The organism is Brevibacterium sp. OS20 (assembly GCF_056837565.1).
The window spans coordinates 1,031,082-1,056,741 of the sequence record NZ_CM166367.1; the positions used below are offsets into that span (position 1 = coordinate 1,031,082).

At 65.3% G+C, this 25,660-nt stretch carries 21 protein-coding genes; 9 read left to right on the forward strand and 12 right to left on the reverse strand.

Annotated elements, in window-relative coordinates; all coding sequences use genetic code 11:
* The first annotated feature begins 12 nt into the window (after positions 1–12).
* Complete coding sequence (gene tgt / locus ACVZTU_RS04380; RefSeq protein WP_482401500.1) at positions 13–1,269, forward strand: tRNA guanosine(34) transglycosylase Tgt; 1,257 nt, start codon at positions 13–15, stop codon at positions 1,267–1,269.
* A 241-nt stretch (positions 1,270–1,510) separates the two neighbouring features.
* Here tgt and ACVZTU_RS04385 read toward each other — a convergent pair whose 3' ends face one another.
* Positions 1,511–2,272 (reverse strand): queuosine precursor transporter, encoded by a 762-nt coding sequence (locus ACVZTU_RS04385; protein ID WP_248284022.1) that lies wholly within the window; start codon positions 2,270–2,272, stop codon positions 1,511–1,513.
* Positions 2,253–4,826, reverse strand: a complete 2,574-nt coding sequence (locus tag ACVZTU_RS04390; RefSeq protein WP_139469330.1) for a M3 family metallopeptidase — start codon at positions 4,824–4,826, stop codon at positions 2,253–2,255. The genes ACVZTU_RS04385 and ACVZTU_RS04390 overlap by 20 nt, the downstream gene beginning before the upstream one ends.
* 97 nt (positions 4,827–4,923) lie before the next feature.
* On the opposite strand from ACVZTU_RS04390, the gene ACVZTU_RS04395 reads away from it, so the two are divergent.
* Positions 4,924–5,994 (forward strand): AI-2E family transporter, encoded by a 1,071-nt coding sequence (locus ACVZTU_RS04395; protein WP_482401501.1) that lies wholly within the window; start codon positions 4,924–4,926, stop codon positions 5,992–5,994.
* A gap of 17 nt (positions 5,995–6,011) precedes the next feature.
* Here the strand turns inward: ACVZTU_RS04395 and ACVZTU_RS04400 are convergent, their stop codons facing one another.
* Complete coding sequence (locus ACVZTU_RS04400; RefSeq protein WP_139469332.1) at positions 6,012–6,236, reverse strand: hypothetical protein; 225 nt, start codon at positions 6,234–6,236, stop codon at positions 6,012–6,014.
* Positions 6,237–6,294: 58 nt separating this feature from the next.
* On the opposite strand from ACVZTU_RS04400, the gene ACVZTU_RS04405 reads away from it, so the two are divergent.
* A complete protein-coding gene (locus ACVZTU_RS04405; RefSeq protein WP_482401502.1) occupies positions 6,295–7,368 on the forward strand; it encodes a GNAT family N-acetyltransferase in 1,074 nt (357 codons plus the stop codon).
* A gap of 11 nt (positions 7,369–7,379) precedes the next feature.
* On the opposite strand, the gene ACVZTU_RS04410 is transcribed toward ACVZTU_RS04405, so the two are convergent.
* On the reverse strand, positions 7,380–8,018 hold the full coding sequence (locus tag ACVZTU_RS04410) for a GNAT family N-acetyltransferase (RefSeq protein WP_482401503.1): 639 nt from the start codon (positions 8,016–8,018) through the stop codon (positions 7,380–7,382).
* A gap of 176 nt (positions 8,019–8,194) precedes the next feature.
* Between ACVZTU_RS04410 and adh the strand changes: the two genes are divergently transcribed.
* Both adh and ACVZTU_RS04420 read left to right on the forward strand, forming a co-directional pair.
* Positions 8,195–9,718: an aldehyde dehydrogenase gene (adh, locus tag ACVZTU_RS04415; RefSeq protein ID WP_139469336.1), complete on the forward strand. Its 1,524-nt coding sequence runs from the start codon at positions 8,195–8,197 to the stop codon at positions 9,716–9,718.
* Positions 9,718–10,137 (forward strand): DUF779 domain-containing protein, encoded by a 420-nt coding sequence (locus tag ACVZTU_RS04420; protein WP_482401504.1) that lies wholly within the window; start codon positions 9,718–9,720, stop codon positions 10,135–10,137. Before adh ends, ACVZTU_RS04420 begins: the two co-directional genes overlap by 1 nt.
* Before the next feature lie 142 nt (positions 10,138–10,279).
* Here ACVZTU_RS04420 and ACVZTU_RS04425 read toward each other — a convergent pair whose 3' ends face one another.
* From ACVZTU_RS04425 to ACVZTU_RS04450, 6 genes are read right to left on the reverse strand one after another with little or no spacing between them, the layout of a single operon-like run.
* Entirely contained in the window at positions 10,280–11,614 is a 1,335-nt protein-coding gene (locus tag ACVZTU_RS04425; RefSeq protein WP_482401505.1) for an alkylhydroperoxidase domain protein, read from the reverse strand.
* A gap of 1 nt (position 11,615) precedes the next feature.
* The gene (locus ACVZTU_RS04430) at positions 11,616–12,683 is read right to left on the reverse strand and encodes a putative FMN-dependent luciferase-like monooxygenase (protein WP_139469339.1); all 1,068 of its coding nucleotides are present in this window, start codon (positions 12,681–12,683) and stop codon (positions 11,616–11,618) included.
* 5 nt (positions 12,684–12,688) lie between these two features.
* A complete protein-coding gene (locus ACVZTU_RS04435) occupies positions 12,689–14,383 on the reverse strand; it encodes a dipeptide ABC transporter ATP-binding protein (RefSeq protein ID WP_139469340.1) in 1,695 nt (564 codons plus the stop codon).
* Positions 14,380–15,240, reverse strand: coding sequence for an ABC transporter permease (locus ACVZTU_RS04440; protein ID WP_139469341.1), 861 nt, complete (start codon positions 15,238–15,240; stop codon positions 14,380–14,382). The genes ACVZTU_RS04435 and ACVZTU_RS04440 overlap by 4 nt, the downstream gene beginning before the upstream one ends.
* On the reverse strand, positions 15,237–16,316 hold the full coding sequence (locus ACVZTU_RS04445) for an ABC transporter permease (protein ID WP_139469342.1): 1,080 nt from the start codon (positions 16,314–16,316) through the stop codon (positions 15,237–15,239). Before ACVZTU_RS04445 ends, ACVZTU_RS04440 begins: the two co-directional genes overlap by 4 nt.
* On the reverse strand, positions 16,313–18,019 hold the full coding sequence (locus tag ACVZTU_RS04450; RefSeq protein ID WP_139469343.1) for a TIGR04028 family ABC transporter substrate-binding protein: 1,707 nt from the start codon (positions 18,017–18,019) through the stop codon (positions 16,313–16,315). Before ACVZTU_RS04450 ends, ACVZTU_RS04445 begins: the two co-directional genes overlap by 4 nt.
* A 192-nt stretch (positions 18,020–18,211) precedes the next feature.
* Between ACVZTU_RS04450 and ACVZTU_RS04455 the strand changes: the two genes are divergently transcribed.
* The 3 genes from ACVZTU_RS04455 to ACVZTU_RS04465 all read left to right on the forward strand — a co-directional run bounded on the left by ACVZTU_RS04455 (position 18,212) and on the right by ACVZTU_RS04465 (position 20,448).
* A complete protein-coding gene (locus ACVZTU_RS04455) occupies positions 18,212–18,913 on the forward strand; it encodes a VOC family protein (protein ID WP_139469344.1) in 702 nt (233 codons plus the stop codon).
* Positions 18,901–19,569, forward strand: coding sequence for a VOC family protein (locus tag ACVZTU_RS04460; protein ID WP_139469345.1), 669 nt, complete (start codon positions 18,901–18,903; stop codon positions 19,567–19,569). The genes ACVZTU_RS04455 and ACVZTU_RS04460 overlap by 13 nt, the downstream gene beginning before the upstream one ends.
* Positions 19,570–19,674: 105 nt before the next feature.
* Positions 19,675–20,448 (forward strand): DUF3152 domain-containing protein, encoded by a 774-nt coding sequence (locus ACVZTU_RS04465; protein ID WP_180345645.1) that lies wholly within the window; start codon positions 19,675–19,677, stop codon positions 20,446–20,448.
* A 90-nt stretch (positions 20,449–20,538) separates the two neighbouring features.
* On the opposite strand, the gene ACVZTU_RS04470 is transcribed toward ACVZTU_RS04465, so the two are convergent.
* Together ACVZTU_RS04470 and ACVZTU_RS04475 are read right to left on the reverse strand one after the other, a co-directional pair.
* Positions 20,539–22,287 (reverse strand): DHA2 family efflux MFS transporter permease subunit, encoded by a 1,749-nt coding sequence (locus tag ACVZTU_RS04470; protein ID WP_139469346.1) that lies wholly within the window; start codon positions 22,285–22,287, stop codon positions 20,539–20,541.
* Positions 22,284–22,934, reverse strand: a complete 651-nt coding sequence (locus tag ACVZTU_RS04475) for a TetR/AcrR family transcriptional regulator (protein ID WP_248284024.1) — start codon at positions 22,932–22,934, stop codon at positions 22,284–22,286. The genes ACVZTU_RS04470 and ACVZTU_RS04475 overlap by 4 nt, the downstream gene beginning before the upstream one ends.
* Positions 22,935–23,110: 176 nt before the next feature.
* On the opposite strand from ACVZTU_RS04475, the gene ACVZTU_RS04480 reads away from it, so the two are divergent.
* Positions 23,111–25,660 carry an ATP-dependent Clp protease ATP-binding subunit gene (locus ACVZTU_RS04480; protein WP_139469348.1) on the forward strand — a complete coding sequence of 850 codons (2,550 nt, stop codon included), beginning with the start codon at positions 23,111–23,113 and terminating at the stop codon, positions 25,658–25,660.

Here is a 25,660-nt window from a genome sequence, read left to right on the forward strand (position 1 = left end):
TAAGCTTGTCTGGTGACTACAGACGAAACTCCGGCAGCATCCGAGACCGCCCCCATCAACGACCGATCGCAGTTCGGCTTCGAGGTGGGCACCCGCATGGACACGGGCGGACGCACCGGAGTCATCCGCACCCCGCACGGCGACATCCAGACCCCCGCGTTCATTCCCGTCGGCACGAAGGCCACGGTCAAGGCCGTGCGCCCCGAAGAGGTCGCGGAACTCGGCGGTCAGGCGGTGCTCTCGAACGCCTACCACCTCTATCTGCAGCCGGGATCGGACCTCATCGACGAGGCCGGCGGGCTGGGGAAGTTCATGAACTGGCCCGGACCCACCTTCACCGACTCCGGCGGATTCCAGGTGATGAGTCTCGGCTCGGGGTTCAAGAAGGTCATCTCGATGGAGTCGACGGGGGAGCAGAACGACGAGCTCGTCGCCGTCGGCAAGGAACGGCTGTCGAACGTCGACGATGACGGGGTCACGTTCAAGTCCCACCTCGACGGATCGATGCACCGGTTCACGCCGGAGATCTCGATGCGGGTGCAGCACGAACTCGGCGCCGACATCATGTTCGCCTTCGATGAGCTGACCACGCTGGTGAACACCCGCGGCTACCAGGAGGAATCGCTCGAGCGGACCCGGCTGTGGGCGATCCGCTGCATCAAAGAGCACTTCCGCCTCACCGAGGAGCGGTCGCACCGGCCCTACCAGGCGCTCTTCGGGGTGCTGCAGGGCGCGCAGTACGAGGATCTGCGGCGCAAGGCCGCCCGCGACCTGGGCGCGATGGACTTCGACGGCTACGGCATCGGCGGGGCACTGGAGAAGGAGAACCTCGGCATCATCATCCGCTGGGTGTGCGAGGAGCTGCCGGAGAACAAGCCGCGGCACCTGCTCGGCATCTCCGAACCCGACGACCTGTTCGAAGCGATCAAGACCGGCGCGGACACCTTCGACTGCGTCTCGCCCTCCCGCGTGGCCCGCAACGCCGCGATCTACACCCGCGACGGCCGGTACAACCTCACCGGCGCGAAGTACCGCCGCGATTTCGGCCCGCTCGATCCCGACTGCACGTGCTATACGTGCCAGAACTACTCGCGTGCGTACCTGCGGCACCTGTACAAGGCGAAGGAGATGCTCTTCTCCACCCTGTGCACCATCCACAACGAGCACTTCGTCGTCTCGCTCGTCGCCGAGATCCGCCAGGCGATGATCGACGGCCGCTTCGACGAGCTCGAAACCGAGGTCCTCGGCCGCTACTACGCGAAGAAGTAGCCGCGCTTCCGGCGGTCGCTGCGGTCGCCAGCCGGCCCCACACGCTTCCGGCCGCAGGTGAGTCATCGACTTCTGATCAGCGCATCGAGTTCTATCTCGATGACCTGATCAGAAGTCGATGTCGGCCAGGGACAAAACTCGATGACACTCGCCGACAACCGCTTTCCGTTCGGGCTGACCACTGGGCGTCCGGTGCATCAGTTCGCGAACGCGCGCCGGTCGGCTAAGGCGTCATTGAAATCTACGCTTCAGCCGCGTCGAGTTCGTAGCTGGGTTCGTGGCGTTTGACGAGCTTGATGACCCGGTAGGTCACGGGCAGGAAGATGATCTCGACGGCGACCTTGTAGACGAAGCCGACGATGATGTAGTTGAGGAAGTCGAGCCCCGGGATGACACCGGCGAAGGCGATGATGCAGAACAGCAGCGTGTCGACGAACTCGCCGACACCGGTCGACGTGAGCAGCCGCACCCACAGCTTCGACTCGCCCATGCGCTTCTTCACCGCCACGAGCACCCACGAGTTGAGCAGCTGGCCGACGAAGTAGCCGACGAGGGAAGCCGCGACGATGCGCGGGTAGAAGCCGAGCACGGCGGCGAACGCGTCCTGGTTCTCGTACCCGGGCCCCGGAGGCGAGATGAGCACGAGCCAGAAGACGAAGGTGGCCAGGATCTGCAGGGCGAATCCGGTGATCACGGCTTTGCGAGCGGCTTTGAAGCCGTACACCTCGCTGATCACATCACCGAGGATGTAGGCGATGGGGAAGAGGAACGCGCCGCCGTCGGTGACGATCGGACCGAAGCCGATGACCTTCGTGGCCGAGATGTTCGAGATGATGAGCACCGCGCAGAACACGGCGAGGAAGACCGCATAGTAGCGGCCCCGGGAGGAAGCGAAAGCTGCGAATCGTGCAGCCGAGGTGGTGGTGTGCGCCGGATCGGTGGTGCGATCCGGCTGCCCAGACTCGGACTCGGAACGCCCAGACTCAGGACTCTTCTGCGACAACGGTGATTTCCTTTCCTCCGGTGACCGTGAGCAGCTGCTCGTACGTCAGAGGCACCATCGAATTCGGTGTCCCCGCGCCGGCCCAGAGAACAGGATAGTCCTTCAGCGACACATCGACATAGGTCGGAATCGGCCCCGGATGACCGCAGGGAGCGACCCCGCCGATGACCTGCCCCGTGGCCTCGCGGACGAGTTCCTTCGACGCCCGGTCGAGGGAGTCGACGCCGATGAGTTCGGCGACATGTGCGGTGTCGACCCGGTGGGCGCCCGAGGCCATGATGAGCACGGGTTCGCCGCCGGAGGAGAAGATGAGGCTGTTCGCGATCGCTCCGACCTCGATGCCCAGCGCTTCGGCCGCTGCGGCCGCCGTCGGCGTCGAGCCGTCGAAGATCTCGATGCGCGGATCGATGCCCGCAGCCGCGAGATCGGCGGCGACCGCCTCGTGGTTGGGGTGATCCCACATCGCCGAGGCGGCTCCGGACTCGGTCTCGGTCGTTTCCTCCCCGTCGACCTCGGTCACGGGTTCCGCGAGGCCGCGACGGCGCAGCAGCGGGGCGACATCCGGGCGGGTGCCGAAGAAGCGTTCGATCGCCGCCATCGGGTCGACCGAATAGCCGGGGGCGAGGATCGCCTCGCGGAAGGCATCTCCGGCTTCTCGGTTGAGTCCGCCCTGGGACTCGAACCATTCGCTCACCCAGGCGGCGATGACTTCGGAGTAGAGGTAGGAGTAGTAGCCGGCCGCATACCCGGAGGCGAAGATGTGCCCGAAGTACGTCGACCGGTAGCGCGGCGGAACGAGCGGCGAGAAGCCGGCCGCGGCGAGCACCTCCGATTCGAAGGACAGGACTTCGGTGATGTGCTCTCCGGCCTCGAGCGAATGCCAGGACAGGTCGAGCATGGCAGCGGCGAGATATTCGATCGTGTCGAATCCCTGCCCGAACTTCTCCGAGGCGATGAGCGCGTCGACGAGTTCGGCCGGCATCGGCTCGCCCGTGTCGACGTGCTTGGCGAAGTGGGGGAGGACCTGCGGGTGGAAGCGCCACATCTCGTTGAGCTGGGATGGGAATTCGACGTAGTCGCGGGGGACGGCGGTGCCGGCCGTCGACGGGTAGGTGGAGTTCGCGAAGAGCCCGTGGAGGACGTGGCCGAATTCGTGGAAGAACGTCGTCAGCTCGGTCGGATTGAGCAGCGTGGGCCGGCCCGGACCGGGCTTGGCGAGGTTGAGCGAGAGGGTGACGACCGGCAGCAGCCCGGTCAGCCGGGAGGCCGGAACCAGCTGGTCCATCCAGGCCCCGCCGCGCTTCGTATCCCTGGAATACGGGTCGATGAGGACGAGCCCCAGGTGACGTTCGTTGACATCGGTGACCTCATAGACGCGGACGTCCTCATGCCAGGCGGTGACACCCTCGTACGGGGCGAACGTGATTCCGTACAGTCCGGTGGCGGCCCGGAAGACGCCTTCGGTGAGGACTGTGTCGAATTCGAAGTACTTGGCCACCTCGTCAGGGTCGATGCCGAATTCGTCGGCGCGGAACTTCGCAAGGTAGTACTTGACGTCTTCGGACGCGACCGTCTCGAGGCCGTAGCGCTCCTTGACCTGCGCAAGTTCCTCATCGAGTTGGGCATTCGCGGGATTGATGAGAGAGGAGACGATATCGGCAGCGGCATCGGGGTTGCCGGCCGTCTGATTGTCGATGGCGAAGGACGAGTAGGAAGGGTATCCGAGCAGATGCGCCTTCAGTGCACGCAGCGCCGTGGTGTCGGCGACCTGGGTGCGGGTGTCGCCGTCGCCGCCGCGGGATCCACGGGCCATCGAGTTGTTCAGCACGTGCCGACGAGTCTGGGCTGTGCTCAGGGATTCGAGCACGCCCTGTTGGGTGAAGTTGTTCAGCGGCAGCAGGTAGCCGTCGACGCCGCGTTCGGCGGCACGATTCGCCGCTGCCGCGATCTGATCGTCGTTCATCCCGGCCAGGGAATCGGCCTCACTGAGGTGGACGGCCAACTCGCGCGTATCGAGCTGCAGCGCGCGGGAGAAGGAGTTCTCCAAAGTGGTCAGTTCGGCCGCGATCGTGGCCATCTGCTCGCGTTCGTCCTCGCCGAGGCGGGCGCCCGCACGCACGAACTGATCGATGGTCAGTTCCTGCTGACGCTTGTCCTCGGGGTTGAGGTCGGAGACCGAAACCTGCTCGATGCGGTGGAAGAGGTCGACGTTCAGCAGGATCTCGGTCTCGGTGGCCGACAGGAGCTCCCAGGTCTCGGAGATGGCGTCGGTGAGTTCGGGACGCAGATGATTCGACTCGATGGCTGCCGCCACGGAGGCGATGCGGGTCATCGGCACGGACGCGGATTCGAATCTCACCGTGGTGGAGAAGAACGTGGACTCGGCGTCGTCGGCGATGATGGCAGCCACCTCGGCGCGGGCGAAATCGGTCGCCGTGCGAACCGCGGTCAGCAGCGTCTCCGGGGTGACTGCGGCGAAGTCGGGCAGCGAATAGTCGGACTGCGGGTCGAGGAACGCTTCCCAGACATCGATGCTGTTCGGATCTGCGCTCATTTTCTCGACGATTCACTTTCTGAAGCGGTTGGGGGTTCGCTCCGATCCTAACGTGAGTTGACCGACCAGTGCATGATCGCTGGTTACACTGGGTTCCATGGGCACTGGGCAGGGCAAGTCCCTCACACTCAACAGCGCGTTCCGGCTCGGTTTCACCGGCGCCCTGGGCGTCGGGTTGGCGATCGTGGTGATGACGGCGCTGCAGTCCGTGGCGACCGTGATCATCTATATCGGTCTGGCACTGTTCCTCGCTCTCGGTCTCGAACCGATCGTGCAGTGGCTCGTCGACCGCAAGGTTCCGCGGTCGCTGTCGGTGCTCATCGTCGTCGTGGCCTTCATCCTCATCGTCGTCGGCGTCGCACTGCTCATCGCGCCGGCCGTGATCAGTCAGATCCAGACGTTCGTCGCGGATCTGCCCGGAATCGTGGCGAACCTTGCCACGACCGGGTGGGTGACGGAGCTCGAAGAGCAATTCACCGGCGCGATCGACATCGATGCGGTGTTCGCCAACATCGCGGAGTGGGCCTCGGATCCGAAGAATGTGCTCTCCCTCGGCGGCGGCGTCGTGTCGATCGGGGCGGGAATCCTCAGCTTCCTCACCGGGGTGATCATCGTCGTCATCCTCACCATCTACTTCGCCGTGTCCATGCCGACGATCAAATCCGCGATGTTCTCCCTGGTCGCAGCCTCATCGCGGCCGACGGTCGAGTCCGTCACCGAGGAGGTCACCCGATCCATCGGACGCTACGTCCTCGGTCAGGTGTCTTTGGGTGTCATCAACGGCGTATGCTCGGCGATCTTCCTCACCATCATCGGCGCTCCGCTGCCGGCGCTGTTGGCGTTCGTGGCGTTCCTCGCCTCGCTCATTCCCCTGGTCGGCCCGATCACCGGGGCGATCATCATCACCGCTTCCTGCCTGATGGTCTCGCCCGGGCTGGGCATCACAGCCGGAATCTACTACCTCGTGTACATGCAGGTCGAGGCGTATCTGCTCAGCCCGCGGATCATGAACAAGGCCGTCGACGTGCCTGGCGCCCTCGTCATCATCGCCGCGATCGCCGGCGGAACCCTCGGCGGTGTGCTCGGTGCGGTGGTCGCGGTGCCGGTGGCCGCCTCGGCGCTCATCATCATCCGCAAGGTCGTCGTCCCGGCGCAGGCGAATAAGTAGGAGCGGCTGGCCGACTGTCAGTCGTGGTCGTCGTGGTGGTCGGAACCGATCCGGGTGACGAGGGCGTGGATGATGAGCTTGACGATGAAATATGTGCCGAAATAGCCGACTGCTGCGACGACGAGCGTGACGAGCAGGTTGGACTCCCCGGTGCCGACCACCGACAGCGTGGCGAACACCGTGACGGTGATCGCCGCGAGATACGGGATCAGTCGGAGGACGGGGGACTCGGGCTCGCTCATGGGACTGAGTCTAGCAACGGGGTACCGGAGCATCGATGCGGAGTCTAGGGTGGAGCCCATGACTGAAGCCGACTGGAGGGCTCAGCGCGACGAGGCCGTGCCCGAAGACGTGGAACGGCTGCTTGCAACCGTGCCGGAATGGTTCGGCAGACCCGAATCCAACGCCGAATACATCGACGACGCGCGCCGCATGGAGACGTGGACGGTCCGCGACGAACATGGCCGAGTCGTCGGAGTCACGTTGGTGACGCATCATTTCCCGCAGACCAGTGAAATCCATTTCACCGTCGTCGACCGCTCCGTCCATGGCGAGGGCGTTGGGAATGCGATGATCGAGGCCATCACCGAGGATGTGCGGGCCCGAGGGGCGCAGCTGCTCGAAGTGAAGACCCTCGGTCCGTCGAAGGACGACCCGAACTATGCACGGACGCGACACTTCTACGAAAAGATGGGCTTCCTACCTCTGGAAGAGACCGACCTGTGGGGAGCGGACACGCCCTGCCTGATCATGGTGAAGCCGGTGGGCCACCATGCTCAGGGAGGTCAGGGGGGGGGCGATTGGCGGCTGATGCCCACGCCTCATCGGCTGCCTCCGTGGCCCTCGACTGATCCGGAATTCGGCGCGATCAGACTGCGGCGCGTGGAACTTCGTGATGCTGTTATGGCCCGCGACCTGTCCACTGATCCGTACGTGCCGCTGACGGGGACTCTGCCCGGGCACGCCAGCCGTGAGGAGGCTGAGTCCTGGGTTCGGAGACAACAGGGGCGTCACGCAGAAGGGCGGGGTTTCTCGTTCACGATCGCGCGGCGCTCCGACGATGAGGCAGTCGGCCATTGCGGTCTGTGGCTCAAAGACCTTGCAGACGGCCGAGCCAGTGCAGGCTACGCGATCGCGCCCTCGTCGCGACACCGCGGATACGCTGCTGAGGCGCTCGTTGCACTGACGAACTTCGCCTGGACGATTCCCGGGCTGAGTCGAGTCGAACTCTTCATCGAACCGGGGAATTCCGGATCTCTGCGGACCGCTGACAGAGCAGGATATGTTCGCGAACGAGTGCTTGTGGAACATCAGGAGGTCGGTGGCATCTGGCGAGACATGGTTCTCTTCATGGCCGCTCGGCCAACCAGTTGAATCCGCGCTCGCTAGAATTCCTGCACCATCGTCTGCTGATGAACTCGGCCGCCCTGCCAGCGGATGCCCGGAACCGGCGGCGTCGGTCCATGCACGCGGAAGCCCGAGCGTTCGAAGAAGCGCACCGCACCATGGTTCTCGACGATGGTTTGGAGGTGACAGCCGGGAACACCATGCTCCCGTAGCCGATCGATCCACGCCGCCATCAGCGCTGCCCCGGCACCCGTACCGCGTGCCTCTGGCGCGACGTTGATGTGCAGATGCGCCGGCCACCGAGGATCGAGGAGCTCGCCGGACGCGGGCCGTTTGCGCAGGCGGTCGCGGATCGCGTCCGCCGCGCTGCGGGCGAAGAAAGCAACTGAGGATGGCCGTCGCATGATCAATCGAGCCGAGATGGCGTCGCTGAAGAGCTTGTCCTCGCGGGGAAACTCTGCGGTGTCGAGACATCCGGCCAGATATCCGACCGGTCCCGACTGCGTCCATGCGAGCAGAACCGACTGAGGATCGTGGCGGAGATAAGGAGTCAGGTAGATCAAGGCTTCGGACTCCGGATCTCCCCACAGCGTGCCCGTGGGCGAGCCCTCTCCTGCGCGTGCGAAGAGCGCCTCGAGTGCGTCGCGATCTTCCGGAGCGCAGGGCCTGATGTCCACGCCGACAGTCTCTCAGATTCCGGGCGAATGTCACCTGCGAACTCCCTCAACGGCTATTGTCCGCACCCGGGTTCCGACCTAAGGTGAGAGGACACGGACACATCCGCTCCGCGCCTCCGACCGCCATCGGACGAGGCACGTGTTGTGGGGTGGATGGACTCACACGAAGGAGTGTCATGGCAGTCTACTCAGCACCCGGTACCGACGGCGCGCTCGTCACGTTCAAGCCCCGTTATGAGAACTACATCGGAGGAGAGTGGGTGCCGCCGAAGGACGGCAACTACTTCGAGAACATCACCCCCGTCACCGGGCAGGCCTTCACCGAGATCCCCAGCTCCACCGCAGATGATGTCGAGACCGCACTCGATGCAGCCTGGGCAGCGGCCCCGGCCTGGGGCAAGACCTCGGTCGCCGAACGGTCGAACATTCTGCTCAAGATCGCCGACCGCATCGAATCCAACCTCGAGATGCTCGCCGTCGCCGAAACCTGGGACAACGGAAAGGGAATCCGTGAACCGCTGGCAGCAGACCTCCCGCTGGCCGTCGACCACTTCCGCTACTTCGCCTCAGCCATCCGGGCGCAGGAAGGCGGCATCTCACAGATCGACGACGACACCGTCGCCTACCACTTCCACGAGCCCCTCGGCGTGGTCGGACAGATCATTCCCTGGAACTTCCCCCTGCTCATGGCCACATGGAAGCTCGCACCGGCGCTCGCCGCCGGCAACTGCGTCGTCCTCAAACCTGCCGAGCAGACTCCGGCATCGATCCTCGTCCTCGCCGAACTCATCGGCGACCTGCTGCCCCCCGGCGTCCTCAACATCATCAACGGATTCGGCGTCGAAGCCGGCAAACCGCTGGCGTCGAACAAACGCATCCGCAAGATCGCCTTCACCGGAGAGACGACGACCGGTCGCCTGATCATGCAGTACGCCTCGCAGAACATCATCCCGGTCACCCTCGAGCTCGGCGGCAAGTCACCGAACATCTTCTTCGACGACGTCATGGCCGCCGACGACAGCTTCAGAGACAAGGCGCTCGAAGGCTTCGCGATGTTCGCTCTCAACCAGGGCGAGGTCTGCACCTGCCCGTCGCGTGCACTCGTCCAGGACTCGATCTTCGACGACTTCGTCGCCGCCGGCGTCGAACGCGTCCGCTCCATCAAGCAGGGCAACCCGCTCGACACCGACACCCAGGTCGGCGCACAGGCCTCGAACGACCAGTTCGAGAAGATCATGTCCTATCTGAAGATCGGCAAGGATGAAGGCGCCGAGGTGCTCATCGGCGGCGACAAAGCCGAACTCGACGGTGACCTTGCCGGCGGCTTCTACATCCAGCCGACGATCTTCAAGGGCACGAACAAGATGCGCATCTTCCAGGAGGAGATCTTCGGACCCGTCGTGGCCCTGACCTCGTTCTCCGACTACGCCGACGCGATCGCCACAGCCAATGACACGCTCTACGGCCTCGGCGCCGGAGTCTGGGCCCGCACCGGCAACACCGCCTACCGAGCCGGACGCGACATCCAGGCCGGACGCGTCTGGGTGAACAACTACCACGCCTACCCGGCCCACGCCGCGTTCGGCGGATACAAGTCCTCGGGCATCGGACGAGAGAACCACAAGATGATGCTCGACCACTACCAGCAGACGAAGAACCTGCTGGTCAGCTACTCCGAAAATGCACAAGGATTCTTCTGATGAGTGAAACAGCCGAAACAGCCGCCCTCGAATCGACGCCGACGATCGAGGGCGAAGAGAAATCACGAGTGGCGATGACTCAGGCCGCCATCGACCTGCTCGCCGGACTCGTCGACAAACACGGACAGCTCATGTTCCACCAGTCCGGTGGCTGCTGTGACGGCTCGTCGCCCATGTGCTTCCCCGAAGGCGACTTCCTCACCTCGGAAGCCGATGTGCTGCTCGGCCACTTCGACCTGCCCATCGAAGATGCCGAGAAGGCCGGACTGGACTTCTGGATGTCGACGGAGCAGTTCGAGTATTGGAAGCACACGCATCTGACGATCGATGTGGTGCCGGGACGGGGGAGCGGCTTCAGCGTCGAATCACCGACGGGAAACCGCTTCATCATCCGCTCGACGCTCATGGTCGTCGGCTGAGACGAGTCGCGGCCGAGTAGCTGGCGCAGCTGATTCTCGATTGTGTGGTCGATCCACGGCGTTCCCGCGAGGAAATCGACGCGGATCGACCACACAATCGACGCCGTAGGACGCATGCAGCCACCGCGCCTGCGAGAAGAGGTCACTTCCCGGCGTTCAGCACCTCGGGTTCGCCGAGGGAGAGCATCAGTCGGTTCGCCCAGTTGAAGAAGGCGGCACAGCTGAGTGCGTCGATGATGTCGCCGTCGTCGAGACCCGCCGCACGCAGCTGCTCGATGTTTGCGACGCCGAAGGACTGCGGGGTCAGGGTCAGCGCCACCGAGGCATCGACGACGGCATCCCACACCTGATCACCGAGGTGGCTCTTCGGGCCGATTCCCTCGTCGAGGAGGCGCTGGACGACGTCACGACGCCCGGATTCCTCGGTGGCCCGATCGGCGTGGACCGACGCACAGAACAGGCACCCGTTGAGCCGCGAGGCCGCTGTCGCGGCGAGTTCGCGTTCGGCCCGGCCGAGCCCGTCGGTGGTGTTGAAGAAGATGTCGAAGTCGGTCAGGGTCCGTGCCTTGAGTGCTGCAGGATCCCTCGCCAGCAGCCGGAAGTACGGGTTCTTCGCCCGTCCGGCCTCGATGAGGGCATCCCGTTGGTCATCGCCGAGGTCCGACTCGGCGACGGGAGCGATCCACGGCACCCACCCGAGCCCACCTTGCTGGAACAGCTTCGGGCGGTGGAGATTCGGATACGTCTTCACCCGATCGCCGACGGCCTGCAGAGCTTCGTCCACTCTCGCCGAGGCGGGGCCGTCGTCGGCATCGTCCGTCTCGTTCGCGGATTCGCCTTCCGACCGGTCCGCCTGGTGCGGTTGAGTATCCGCGGTCGCTGAGGCCGCATCGGTGAGCGCGGCGAGTCCGGTGCTGATGCGGATCTGGAAGTTGAGGAACGACACGAGCTGAGCGAGAGTGACGATGCCGTCCTCGTCCCATCCCGCCTCGAGCAGAAGCGCGAGGTGACCCGGGCGGCTGTCGCGCGGATGGAGAACGAGAAGATGAGCGAATTCGAGTCCTGCCGTCAGCTTCTCACCGAGTCTCTCCGCAGTCGCCTCGGCGGCAGTCAGCCACGGCCCGGGAACGTTCTCTTCGGCCAACGCCGCGGATTCGAAGATTCCGTAGGGACCAGCTGTGCCGGCAGGCGAGGTCGCCTCGTCGAGGAGTTCGGCGACCGCCCAGGACACGGACTCGTCTTCGTCACGCAGGAGATCACGGTAGAACTCCTCGGCCCGAGTCGAACCGAGCAGACCCGCGGTGAACGCGGCGACCGCATAACGGTCGCGGAAGCTCACGCTCTTCGGATCAGCGGGTTCGAGCAGAGCCTCGAAACTCAGCTGCGCGTTCTCCTTCGCCTGCGCCCGGTGGCCGCGCAGCTCATCGAGAGGATCGTTCGCCGCGATTCCGGCGAGGAGGTTGATGATATCGGCCATCTCAGTGCACCTTCTCCTTGGTCACGGAGAACCCGAGGGCGGGTGCCACCTCGGTGGCCAGCAGTTCGATGGACCGCAGAGCGGTCTCGTTCGTCGCCGGAACCGAGTGCACCTGGAAGCTGACGTCGGTGGCACGATCGAGGACGCGGTCATGCTGCAGACGTTCGCTCACCTGCTCGGGTGTGCCGAGGTAGGTGTCGGTGGCGACGAGGAGCTCATCGAGGCTCAGTCCGGAGGTGTCATAGCCGACGAGGCGGTCGGCCTCGGCCCGCAGCGCTGGCTCGGTGATCTCGCGCAGCCGGGACAGATCCTCGGCATCGGCGACCACGGCGGTACGAGAGGCGAGGATACGCGGTTCGGCCCCCTCGGGCAGCCGGGAGAGATAGGTATCGATGACCGGCAGCTGCACCTCGTCGAGGAGTGCCGCCGGATTGTCCTGGGGACGCGGCTGAGTCCGCGAGAGCATGAGACCGTCACCGGCAGCGCCTGCCGCACCGGCTCCGCCGGCGGAGAACGTTGCCTGCCACAGTCGTCGCTCGAGGCTCGGACGCTGCCCATCGGGAGCGGGGTAGAGACCATGGTCGGTGGGCAGCCGGTCGCCTGAGAACAGTGTGCGCAGGGTCGCGAGATTGTCTGCGAAGACCTCACGACGCTCATCGAAGCTCGTGCCGAAGGCGGGGAACGACTTCGGGTTCCCGCCCGAGCCCAGACCGATCTCGAGACGACCGCCGGAGAGCTCGTCGAGGACGGCGGCGTCTTCGGCCACGCGCACGGCATTCTCCATCGGCAGGGTGATGATCGCGGTGCCCAGAGAGATTCGGGTGGTACGGGCGGCGGCGTGGGAGAGGAAGACGAGCGGGGACGGCAGCCCGCCCTCGGCCGCGGAGAAGTGATGCTGGGCGACCCAGGCCGAATGGAAGCCGAAGTCCTCGGCCGCCTCGATCTGTTCGAGGGCGAAGCGATAGCGGTCTGCGGCGGGGGCGTCTTCGAGCAGGCGGGTGAAGAATCCGAGCTTCGGTCCGCCTACCTGAGTGTCGGTCGCCTGAGTGTCGGTGGGTTGCGGGGTCATGGTTCTCAGCTTTCTGCTGCTGCAGTGAGCAGGGTCGGGGTCGCCGGTCGATTGTTCGCAGGCGCTGCAACGGCCGACAGCGTCGCGGGACGGGGGATCGCCTCGAGCAGAGTGCGGGTATAGGCGGAGCGCGGGCGAGTGAAGATCTCTTCGGTCGCGCCGTCGTCGACGAGGTGTCCGTGCGACATCACGGACACCGTATCAGCGATCTGGCGGACGACGGCGAGATCATGGGTGATGAAGACGTAGGTCAGACCGAGCTCCCTCTGCAGCTCGTCGAGCAGTGTGAGGATCTGCGCCTGCACGGTCACGTCGAGGGCCGAGACAGCCTCGTCGAAGACGACGAGTTCGGGTTCGACGATGAGGGCGCGGGCGATCGCCACTCGCTGCAGCTGACCGCCGGAGAGTTCGGCGGGACGCCGATCGAGGAAGTCCGCAGGCAGCGCCACCCGGTCCATCGCTTCGGTCACGAGCCGCGGTCGGGAGGCGCGATCGCCGAGGCGGAAGTTGCGCAGAGGCTCCGTCAGCGTCGACCGGATCGAATGCTTGGGATCGAGAGCGGAGAACGGGTTCTGATGGACGAGCTGCACGGTGCGCCGGAACTCCCGCAGCCGCTGCCGTGAGGGACGACCGCGTCCGAGCTCCGCAGCATCGAAGTCACCGATGCGCACATGCCCGGACTGCGGGGTGAGGAACCCGGACAGCGCCTTGCCCGTGGTGGTCTTGCCCGAGCCGGACTCGCCGACGAGACCGTGCGTGGTCCCGCGCGCCACGGTGAAGTCCACACCCTCGATGCCGGTGATCCGATCATCCGTACGGTCGAAGACATGGGTGAGCGATTCGACGGAGACGAACGGGTCTGTGGACTCCCTGGTCGCCTCGGCGCGGGCAGTTCGTGCCTTTGTCTGCAGTGCGGGAGCATCGGCGATGAGACGGGTGGTGTAATCGGTGGCCGGGTCGGAGAAGACCCGTCCGGCCGGCCCCGATTCGACGATGCGTCCGCCCTGCATGACCACGACCTCATCGGCGCGTTCGCCGGCGACGGCGAGATCGTGGGTGATGAAGAGGATGCCCATCGCGGTCTCGGCGCGCAGTTCATCGAGAAGGTCGAGGACCTGCTTCTGGACGGTGACGTCGAGGGCGGAGGTGGGTTCGTCGGCGATGAGCAGGCGCGGGCGCAGCGCGATGGCCGCGGCGATGAGCACACGCTGCCGCATCCCACCGGAGAGCTCATGCGGGAACTGGTCGGCCCGCTTCTCCGGCTGGTCGATGCCGACCCGGTCCAGGAGCTCGACGACCTGGGCGCGAGCCCCGGCGCGGCCCGCGCGACGGTGGATGCGCAGCGCCTCGGCGACGGACTTGCCGACCGTCTGCAGCGGATTGAGCGAGGACCCCGGATCCTGTGGGACGTAGCCGATCTGAGATCCGCGCACACCGCGCCAACCGGAGGTGCCCAGGCTGAGCAGATCAATCTCGCCGAGGCGGATCCGCCCGGCCGCGACCCTGGCCGAGGAAGGAAGGAGACCGATGACGGCGTTCGCCGTCGTCGACTTCCCCGAACCCGATTCCCCGACCACGGCGGTCATCGAACCGGGACGGACCGCGAGATCGAGCTCGCTCACGGCCGGTGCCGCGGAGCCGCCTCGGTGGGAGTATTCGACGGACAGGCCGTCGATGCGCAGCAGTGAGGAGTCGGTCATGATGTCACCTTTCGCAGGGTGTTGCCGATCTGGTGGGTGGCGAGCACGATGGCCATGACCACGAGGCCGGGCAGCACTGTCAGCCACCAGGCGGTGGCGACAAAATTGCGGCCTTCAGCGATGATGAGTCCCCATTCCGGGGTGGGCGGCGGGGTGCCGTAGCCGAGGAACCCGAGCGTGGAGATCTGGAGGATCGCCGAACCGACCTGGAGGACCGCCAGCGAGAGCACGGGAGAGATCGAATTCGGGAGGATATGGCGAGTGAGGACGGAGAAGAAGGTGCCGCCGGAACCGTAGGCCGCGGCCACGAAGTCGCTCGTATTGATCTGCACCGCCTGTGACCTGGCGAGACGCGCGAACTGCGCGATGGCGGTGACGCCGACGGCGATGGCCGCGTTGATCGTGCCGAAGCCGAGGACCACGACGATCGAAAGGCTGAGCAGGATCGCGGGGATGGACAGCAGCACATCGATCAGGCGCATGAGCACATCGTCGATGAGTCCGCGCCGGGTGCCGGCGATGAGCCCGATCGTGGTGCCGACGATCAGCCCGACCCCGACGGCCACGAGCGCGGCCAACAGGGACTGGGAGGCGCCGTAGACGACTCGGGTGAAGGCATCCCTGCCTGTCTGGTCGGTGCCGAACCAATGCTCGAGACTCGGTGCCAGCAGGGCAGGGGTGTCTCCGCCGTCGTTGGGGTCGAAGTGGGTGAAGAGCCCGGGAGCCAGCGCCCAGGCGACGGCGATGAGCAGAACCAGAGCGGAGACGATGGTCGCCGGGGAGAGCGCGGCGCGTGCCCGGCCGCCGCGTGCGCGCCGGGTCTCGGTGCCCTGGCCGCTGGTGAAGACGATGCTCACGAGTTCTTCTCCTTCGTCTCGTCATCCCATTCGAGGTCGACGCCGACGCTGGCAGCGGATGCCGTGAGAGCGCGACGTGTCGGTTCGTCGTGGCTGCGCAGGGTCTTGCCCGCCGAGGCGGCGCTGCGTTTCGTGCGCAGACGGACGTCGATGACGGGATAGAGAAGGTCGACTGCGAGATTGATGATGACGTAGCCGAAGGTGGCGATGACCACGACGGCCAGCAGGATCGGATTGTCCCGGTGGGTGACGGCCTGGGCGGTGATCAGCCCGATGCCGTTGCGGCCGAACACGGTTTCGGTGACCACGGCGCCGGCGACGAGTTCGCCGAAGACGAGCCCGATGATCGTCAGCCCCGGCAGCACCGCATTGCGGGCGACGGTGTGGACGAGGATCCACAGTTCGGAGGCGCCCTTCGCGGTGGTGACCTTGACGAAGCCGGAGGCCTGCACCTCGGTGATGGAGCGGATGAGCACCTGGGCGATCGGGGCCGAGAGCGGGACCGCCACGGTCAGGGTCGGCAGCACGAGCGCTTCGGCGGGGCCGGGATTGACGACGGAGACCACGCCGAGCTGGAAGGAGAAGACCTGGATGAGCAGGATTCCGAGCCAGAACACCGGGATGGAGATGAACAGACTGGGCACCGAGTCGAGGATCCGGCGCACCCGAGCAGTCGGCCCGGTGGACGGTCCGAAGGTGGCGAAGACGGCGATGATCACGGCGAGGACGAGGGCGGTGACGAACCCGGAGGCCGCGAGCACTGCGGTCGACGGCAGAGCCGCAGCGATGATCGTCGACACGGCCGCGCCGGTCTGGACCGAATAGCCGAAGTCGCCGGTGAGGAACCCGGTGAGGCTCGTGAGGTACTTGCCGAACCAGGAGTCGTCGGCGCCGGTGGCAGCCCGGATCTCGGCGATCTGGTCATTGGACAACCCCAGCGCGGGGTCGGCGAAGCGGGCAGTGACGCCGTCGCCGGGGATGAGGCTGAGCAGGATGAACGCCGCGGTGAATGCGAGCAGCAGTACGAGGACCGCTTGGCCCAGGCGCAGGATGAGGTAGCGGGTATCGAGGATCATTTCTCTCCTGCCAGCCAGGTGCTGTAGAAGTCGGGCCGTCCCACGGGTTCGGTGGCGAAGCCGTGGACGCGGCGGCGGAAGGCGAAGACCTGCGGCTCTTCGAAGAACGGCAGCACATAGGCCTGGTCGACGAGGTAGTTCTGGACCGCCTCGGCGGCTTTCTGGCGTTTGTCATGGTTCGGTTCGGATGCGAGCGTCTCGAGGAGTTCGTCGACTTTCGCATCGACCGAATCGTCGTCGGCGTCCGCGCGGTCGGTTCCGTTGAGGAAGACGTCGCGGTTGACTGAGGAGTAGTTCGAGCGCAGGTTGTCGAAGTCGGCGCGGGCGACCATCGAATGGTAGATCTGCACGGTGTCGAGTTCGAGGGCGTCGAGGGTCTGCTTCGATTGGTCCCCGGGGTTGATCGACAGGCGCACGCCCACGCGGCGCAGCTGCTGTTGGATGAGGGTCTGGACCTCGTTCGACCGCGGCTGCGGCAGGGCGATATTCACCACCAGCGCCAACGGCCGGCCGTCCTTGACGCGGTAGCCCTGCCCGTTGCGCTCACTCCACCCGGCCTCATCGAGGAGGCGGTTGGCCCTGTCCGGGTCGAAGTCCCAGGATCCCGACTGGTCGACATACCCCATGGCGCCCTTCGCCAGCAGACCGGTGGCCAGCGGGTAGTTCGGGGTGAAGAGCTTGTCGACGATCTCCTGCCGATCGATGGCGGCGATGAGCGCTCGCCGGACGTCGATATCGGCAAGCAGGTCGTGGCGGAACCGGAAGTTGATGCTGTTGTTGATTCCGTTCGTCGCCTTCGCATAGAGGCGCAGCCCCTGTTCGGTGACACGCGACTCATCCGGTGCCTGGACATCGCGGACGCCGTCTGCCTGCCCGGAGAGCACGGCTCCGATGCGCACGGAGTATTCGTTGTTCGTCAGATAATCGATGCCGTCGAGGTGGGCCCGACCCTGATGCTTCAGGTGCGGGGGAGCCCAGTCATAGTCCTCGCGGGCACGGACGGAGAGTTTCGTGCCGATGGTCTCGGCCGTGATGTGGAAGGGCCCGCAGGTGTGGATCTGCGTGGCTCCGCCCGGGCCGAAGCCTTCGGCGTCGAGGTCGAGAGTGGAATCGGCGAGTAGTCCTGCGTTCATCGTCGACGTCGCCTGCGCGAAACCGGGGGAGGGGGCGGAGAAGTGGAACCGAACCCGATGCTCGTCGAGGACTTCGCTGCGCTCGTAGTTCGAGATCTGCTCGGACACCGGCAGCGTGCGTGCTTCGTCGCCGAGACCGAACAGGTCGAAGTTCTTCGCCACATTCTCAGGTGTCAGTGGTGAACCGTCCGAATAGGTCACGCCCTCACGGATGGTGAATGTGTAGGTCGTGGCATCGGCGTTCGTCTCCGGCAGTTCGGTCGCCAACCACGGATAGAGCTCGAGTGTCTTCGGATCCTGCCACAGCAGGCGTGCGGAGATGTTGTTCATGATCCCGCCGTTGGGGTAGAAGCCGACCGACGGCGGGTAGAGCAGGGTCCAGGTCTGGGGTTCGAAGTAGGTGAGCACTCCACCGCGGACGGGTTCGCCCTCGGCCAGCGAACCGGAGTCGTGAGGTGTGCAGGCGCTGAGGGTGAGCAGAGTGCCGAAACCGAGACCGAGGCTGAGGACCGAGCGGCGGTCGAGGCGGCGCTGAGTCAGACTCGCGGAGGCGGAGAGACGGTCCGGCATGGAAGAGGTCCTTCGGGCAAGTGGGATGGAACAGAGGGAGCTGAGTGTGATAGTTCAACAATATGCGGACATCGCAGGTGCCGTTGACGGCAGACAGGGGCGGTGTCCGGCACGGAGCCCGAAGTGGATGCGCATGCCATGAGTAAAGCGCATCCGTGCAATTACCGTCAATCCGGGGCTTAATATTGAGACATGTTGAACAGTGCGGAATTTGATCATCTCGTTATCGCCGTCCCAGATCTGCAGAAATATGTTGAGCAATGTGAGGATCGTCTGGGGGTGAGTGCGGTCGACGGTGGTGCGCATCCGGGCTTGGGCACGGCCAACGCGCTGCTCGGACTCGAGCTCAGCGATGAACTCTCCGATTCGCTGGGACTCACACGTCAGAGCGGTCCGAAACCGCTGACGTACCTCGAGATCCTCGGTCCTGACCCCGAGCAGGACCCGGTGCTGGCGGCCGCGCGGTTGGCCGGGGTCACGGCGCCGACCGTGCAGAGGTGGGCGATCCGTCCGGACGATTTCGACGGCTTCGTCACGGCCGCTGCGCGGTCACGGGAACCGCGCGTCCGCCTCGGCGAGGTCCATGACATGACCCGCCGCAGACCGGACGGGGTGGTCCTCGATTGGCGCCTGACCAGGCGCACCCCGCTGCCGTGGTCGGGAATCCAGCCGTTCCTCATCGATTGGAAGGACTCCGAGCATCCGGCGAGCCAGGAGATGCCGTGGGTCCGCCTCGAGAAGCTGTGGGCCGCGAGTGACGAGCCTGCTGCGGTCGGTTCGGTCCTCGACTTCTTCGGCATCGCTCTCGACATCATTGCCCCAGGCCGCCAAGAGGGGGAGACTGAGGGCCTACACGCTCATCTGAAAGGTCCGGGTGGATCATGGACACTCTGAACACCATTCCCGCGCAGCTCGACCACCTCATCATCACGGTGCCCGACCTCGAGGCCGGGGTCGCCGCCGTCGAAGAGGCCACCGGGGTGCGTGCGGTTCCCGGCGGCTCGCACCCGGGGCGGGGGACCGCGAACTTCCTCCTCGGGCTCGCCCCGACGGGCTGGCCGGAGGGAGCGCACACTTACCTCGAGATCCTCGGCCCCGACCCGCAGCAGGAGAAGCCCGCTGACGGCACCCTTCCGCTCGACGCACATCTGGCCACCGAGCCGACCCTGCAGACCTGGGCCATCCACCCGCCGGCGTTCCTCGCGAAGGTCGCGGCCGCGAACACCGTGGGCATCGACTTCGGCGAGGTCCAGGACATGGCTCGCGACACTGCCGAGGGTGACCGCCTCGAATGGCGGCTGACCACGCGTTCCCCGCTGCCGCACTCAGGTGCGCAGCCGTTTCTCATCGACTGGGGCGAATCCGTGCATCCCGCCGAGGCGGCCCTGCCCACCCTCGAACTGCTCGAATTCCGTGTGGAATCGCCGGAGCCCGAGGCGGCGCGGCAGGTGCTCGAGGTGCTCGGAGCCGGTGACACCACGGTGGTCGAGGGGTCGAACTGCCGTCTGCGTGCCAGATTGCGCGGACCCGGCGGCATCCTCGAGTTCTGATCACTCGCCGAGAAACGGGCTGAGTGTCGAGACACGGGTGTGTGCGCACGTTTCTCGACAAGCAGCCCGTTTCTCGATGAATCGGCAGGAGATAGACTCACAGGCGTGCTCAGTCGAACCCGTCTTGTCTCCCGTCCACGCCTCCGCACCCTGACCTCGCTTGCCGCTGTCTCGCTGATCGTCGGGCTGAGCGCCTGCGCGCCCGCCGCCGACGAAGAGACCCGGCCGACTCCGAAGGCAGTCGAAACGCAGGCCGCCTCGCCGGGCCCGAGCGGCTCAGCCACCGAAACCAGCGAGCCCACCGAGACCTCGAGCATCGACGACGCGGGAGCCGCCGGGGTGAGCGAAGGCGATATCGACGATCATGGCAGCGGAAAATGGGACCGGCCGAAAGAGGAGACCGGACCCAACCGCGACGAGGGCAAGACGTTCAAGGTCGCCCTGCGCGTCGAAGACAACCTGCCCATCGACGTCGATGAGGCCGGCGACTTCATCATCAAGACCCTCCAGGACGAGCGCGGCTGGCAGGACATGGACGACGTCTCCATCGAGCTCGTCGATGAAGGCCAGGACACGATGATCTCCATCGCCAGCCCCGATACCGTCGACGAGATGTGCCTGCCGTTGCGGACCCTGGGCAAGCTCTCATGCCGCAATGGACCCAACGTCATCCTCAACGCCAAGCGCTGGGTCTCCGCCACGGAGGAGTTCGACGATATCGTCCAGTACCGGCAGTACCTCATCAACCACGAGGTCGGTCACGCTCTCGGCCACGGCCACGAATCCTGCCCCGGACCGGGCAAGACCGCACCGCTCATGCAGCAGCAGACGAAGGGCCTGCAGGGGTGTGAGCCGAACGGATGGCCTTCGAAAGGCTAGTTCCGCGGCAGTCGCGGACAGACTCCGGCCGCGATACAGCGCAGGCCCCGCAATTGCGGGGCCTGCGCTGTCATTGTGTAGACGTGCGTATCAGTGCTTGGGCGAGCGGGGCCGCAGAGAGTAGTCTTCGGCACCTCGCGTTGCCGTCTCGTACTCGATCTCATCGCTGACGGAGCTCGTGCCCGAGGGGGCCAGCGAACCAGGCTGTTCGACGACAGCGATGCTGTCGGTCGCGACGACCTCACGCTGATGGTCCGTCGGGGCGCCCGCATCGATCTTCGTGGCCAGAGCCTTCTCACGAACGAACATGAGGATGACTGCCGCGATGATTCCCAGCGGGCAGACCCACAGGAAGATCGGCACCAGCGCATCGCTGTACGCATTGACGATGATCGAGTGGATCGGATCGGGCAGCGACTTGACCACTTCGGGGGTCAGTGAGTTCGACCCCGTGCCCTTCATCGCCTGGGCGCCCTGGGGTCCCAGGGACTTGATGCCGTCCTCGAGGTTGGATGCCAGCCGCGAGGTGAAGAGCGAACCGATCAGCGACATGCCCAGCGTGCCGCCGATCTGCCGGAAGAAGTTGTTCGACGCCGTGGCCGTGCCGACCATCGCCACCGGGAACGAGTTCTGGACGATGAGCACGAGCATCTGCATCGACAGTCCCAGGCCGAGGCCCAGCACACACAGGCAGCCGATGACGACGAGAACGTTCTGATCGGCCGTGACGAAGGTCCCCATGAGGAAGAGGGCGACGCCGACGATCGCGCTGCCGAGCACCGGGTACCACTTGTACCGTCCCGTCTTCGAGACGACGAAGCCGATGATGACCGAGCTCGGCAGCATCACGGCCATCATGGGCACCATGAGGAGCCCGGCCTTGGTCGCTTCGATCCCGTGGGCCATCTGCAGGAACGTGGGCATGTACGAAAGTACGCCGAACATGCCGATGGCGATGCACATGCCGGCGATTGTGCAGAGGACGAAGTTCGTGTCCTTGAACACGAACATCGGGATGACGGGTTCGGGCACAGCCTGTTCGACGAAGACGAAGACGACGGCGCTGATGACGGCGATGGCGATGAGTCCGATGATGATCGGATCGTCCCAGTCGTACTGATGCCCGCCCCACGAAGTCGTGAGGATGAGTGCCGAGGTGAATTCGGCGATGAGGATCATGCCCGCGACATCGACATGGCGTTTGACCGACCGATCCGACTTGGGGACCTTGAGGAAGAGGATGGCGGCGATGAGCGCGAGCACGCCGAACGGAAGATTGAGAGCGAATGTCCAGCGCCAGCCCGGACCCTCGGTGATCCAGCCTCCGATCAGCGGTCCCGCCACCGAGGTGACCGCGAAGTTCGCCCCCATGATGCCCATATACGGGCCGCGTTTGCGCGCCGGCACAACCGCGGCGATGAGAGCCTGCGAGAGGATGATGAGACCGCCGCCGCCGAGGCCCTGAATGACGCGTGCGGTGATGAGGACGGCCATGTTGTGGGCCAGGAAGCCGACGATCGAACCGAGGATGAACATGCAGATGGCGAAGATGAAGATCTTCTTCCGGTTGAACGAATCGCCCAACTTGCCGTAGATCGGCATCATGATCGTCGACGCCAACATGAACGCCGTCGAGACCCACAGCATCTGGTCGACGCCGTTGAGGTCACCGACGATGGTCGGCAGGGCCGTGGCCAGCATGGTCTGGTTGAGCGAGAACATGAACATTGCCAGCATCAGGCCGGTGAATAGCAGGATGACCGACGAGGTCTCGATCTCCGGCTCCTCCTCGGCGCCGTGCTGCTTCTCGGCAGCGGGCTCGGTGGCGGTAGTGGTCATTTCAGCCTTTCTAAGAGGGTCAGGAACAGTTCGATCGAGGAGGTGAACGCCTGGTCCACCCGTTCGTCGTCCAATTCGTGTTCGGTGTCGAATCGCGCGGAGGCGAAAGCGTGCTCGAGCGGGATGCTGCACAGCTGCGCGAGCATCCGCGTGGCCCGTGCGGCGGTGTCGTCATCGGCAAAGGTGATTCCGCGACGTTCGATCCGCCGGCGGATGCCGGTGATGATCTGCTCGGAGTAGTGCCGTTTCGTCTCCATGCTGAGCATGCCGAGGTGCGGATGCCGAGCCTGGATCGCGCGCAGCTTCTGCTTGTTCGCCGACCGCGGCAGCAGGAATTCGAACGCGGCGCGGATGGTGAAGGAGAGATCCTCCACCAGACGCTCGCGCCGGGGCTCGAAGTCCTCGATGAATCGCTGCAGAGCGGCGGCGATATCGTCAGAGGTCGTCAGTCCGACGATCGCCATCTCCTTGGTAGGGAAATAGTTGAAGAACGTGCGCGTCGAGACCACTGCAGCTTCCGCGATCCGAGCCACAGTCACCTCGTCGAGTCCATGATCGAAGACGAGATCGACGGCCGCGGCGTGGATGGACGCACGGCGCTCACGGGTCTGGCGCTCGCGCAGGGATTCGGTCGGTTCGGAACTCACCAGAAAATTATGCACCTCTTGCAAATTTGCACCAAATGCAGAAATGCATTCAATGCATTTCTCGACGGTGATGTTGTTCACACTCCGTCGTCGGGCGGTCGACAGGTGGGAATATATGCCTGCATGCACCTGTTGATTGAGTCGTATACGCTCAACTTTGAAAGAGGAGGTCAGCTTTGGCCACATTCTTCGGACCCGCAGGCTCGGGCGGAGACTCGTTCGACGAGTTCCTCGCTCGTTTCCTCCAGGGGCAGACCGGAGCCCGCCGAGGCCGTTCCGTCGACATCAACCGACTGCTGAGCAAGCGCAGCCACGAGGTCATCGAAGCGGCCGCGGAGTTCGCAGGACGACACGGTCAGTCCGAGGTCGACGCGCTCCACATCCTGCGCACCATGGTCGATTCCGAACCCGGAATCTCCGCCGTGCGCCAGGCCGGCGCCGATCCCGAGGCCATCGCCCATGCGATCGAAGAGCGCCTTCCGGCCAGCACCGACACCGAGGCGGATTCCACGCCCACGCTGACCGGTTCGGCCCAGCGCGCCCTGCTCGACGCCTACCAGGTGGCGCGAGCCTTCGGGTCGACCTACATCGATCCCGAACACATGTTCTTCGCCTTCGTGCTCAACCAGGAGATGCCCGCCGGTCGGATCCTCGCCCAGGCAGGCGTCACCCAGGCTGCACTGCAGGCCGGTGCCGAGGCGGCCGAAGCCGCAGGCATGCACCCCGGCCAGGAGGCCGAAGGTGAGGACGGTCAGGAATCCGTGCTGGAGAAGTTCGGCACGGACCTCACCGAGCTCGCAGCCGAAGGCAAACTCGATCCCGTCATCGGCCGCTCGGAGGAGATCGAACAGACGATCGAGATCCTCGCCCGCCGGACGAAGAACAACCCGGTTCTCCTCGGCGAGGCCGGTGTCGGCAAGACCGCGGTCGCCGAAGGCCTCGCTCAGGCCATCCACTCGGGCGAAGTTCCCAAGCAGCTGCAGGGCAAGCGCATCATCGCGCTCGATATGCCCGGAATGCTCGCCGGCACGCGCTACCGCGGTGACTTCGAAGAGCGCCTGACCGGAGCGCTCAACGAGATCGCCGACGACGGGGACATGATCGTCTTCGTCGATGAACTCCACACCCTCGTCGGCGCCGGCGGCAACGGCGAGGCGAACTCGATGGACGCCGGCAACATCCTCAAACCGCGACTGGCCCGCGGCGATCTGCACATGATCGGCGCGACCACGCTCAAGGAGTACCGCACCATCGAGAAGGATTCGGCTCTCGAACGTCGCTTCCAGCCGGTGACCGTGGGCGAGCCGAGCGTCGAGGACGCGGTGACGATCATCGACGGGCTGAAGGATCGGTACGCGGAGTTCCACGAGGTCACCTACACCGCAGAGGCGGTCCGCGCGGCCGTGGAGCTGTCGAACCGCTACATCACCGACCGGTTCCTGCCGGACAAGGCCATCGACCTCATCGACCAGGCGGGCGCCCGGATGTCGCTCAGGCGCGGACCCGCGGTCGATATCGACGCGCTCAAGCTCAATCTCTCCGAACTCGAAGCGGAGAAGAAGTCCGCTATCGAGGTCGAGGACTACGAGCGTGCCGGCCGTGTCCGCGATGAGATCAACGAGGTGACCGCTCGGATCGAATCCGCCGAGAACCCGGACGCGGAGGCCGTGAAGACCGCTGCCGCCGAGGCGATCATCGGTGAGCAGGAGATCGCGCATGTGGTCTCCCGGGCCACCGGAATCCCGGCAGCGCGGATGACGCAGAGCCAGAAGGCACGACTGGCGAACATGGAAGAGGTCCTCCACGACCGCGTGGTCGGACAGGACGAAGCCGTGACCGCCGTGTCGCGCGCCATCCGCCGCAGCCAGACCGGTATGGCCGATCCCAACCGTCCCATCGGCAGCTTCCTCTTCCTCGGCCCCACCGGTGTCGGCAAGACTGAGCTGGCGAAGGCTCTGGCGCAGACCCTGTTCGACGACGAGTCGGCCATGATCCGCTTCGATATGAGCGAGTTCGGCGAACGCCACACGGTGTCCCGCCTCGTCGGTGCTCCTCCCGGCTACGTCGGCTACGACGAGGCAGGGCAGCTGACGGAGAAGGTCCGCCGTCGCCCGTATTCGGTCATCCTCCTCGACGAGGTCGAGAAGGCCCATCCGGATGCGTTCAACCTGCTGCTGCAGGTCCTCGACGACGGACGACTCACCGACGGTCAGGGCCGCACGGTCGACTTCCGCAACACCGTGGTCATCATGACCTCGAACCTCGGCTCCGAGTTCATGTCCGGCACTCCGCTGGGCTTCGCCTCCGGGGCTGCGGGAGACGCGGAGAAGGATCTCAAGGCCAAGGTCATGGGGCGTCTCAAGGAGTTCATGCGGCCGGAGTTCATCAACCGCATCGATGACACCGTGATGTTCTCGCGGCTCGATCGCGAGCAGCTGCGGTCCATCGTCGATCACCAGCTGGCCGCGTCGAAGCAGCGCCTCGAGGCTCAGGGCATCGCCCTCGACGTCTCGGCAGAGGCTCTCGACTGGCTGGCCGATGAAGGCTACGAACCCGAGTTCGGTGCCCGTCCGCTGCGTCGCACGATCCAGCGCGAGCTCGACGACCGCATCGCCGATCTCCTCGTCACCGAGGCGGTCGATGAGGGCGGCACCGTGCGTGCCACGGTCGTTGACGGCGCACTCAAGGTCGTGGCCGGCACCCGCCCGGAGCCGATCATCGCCTGA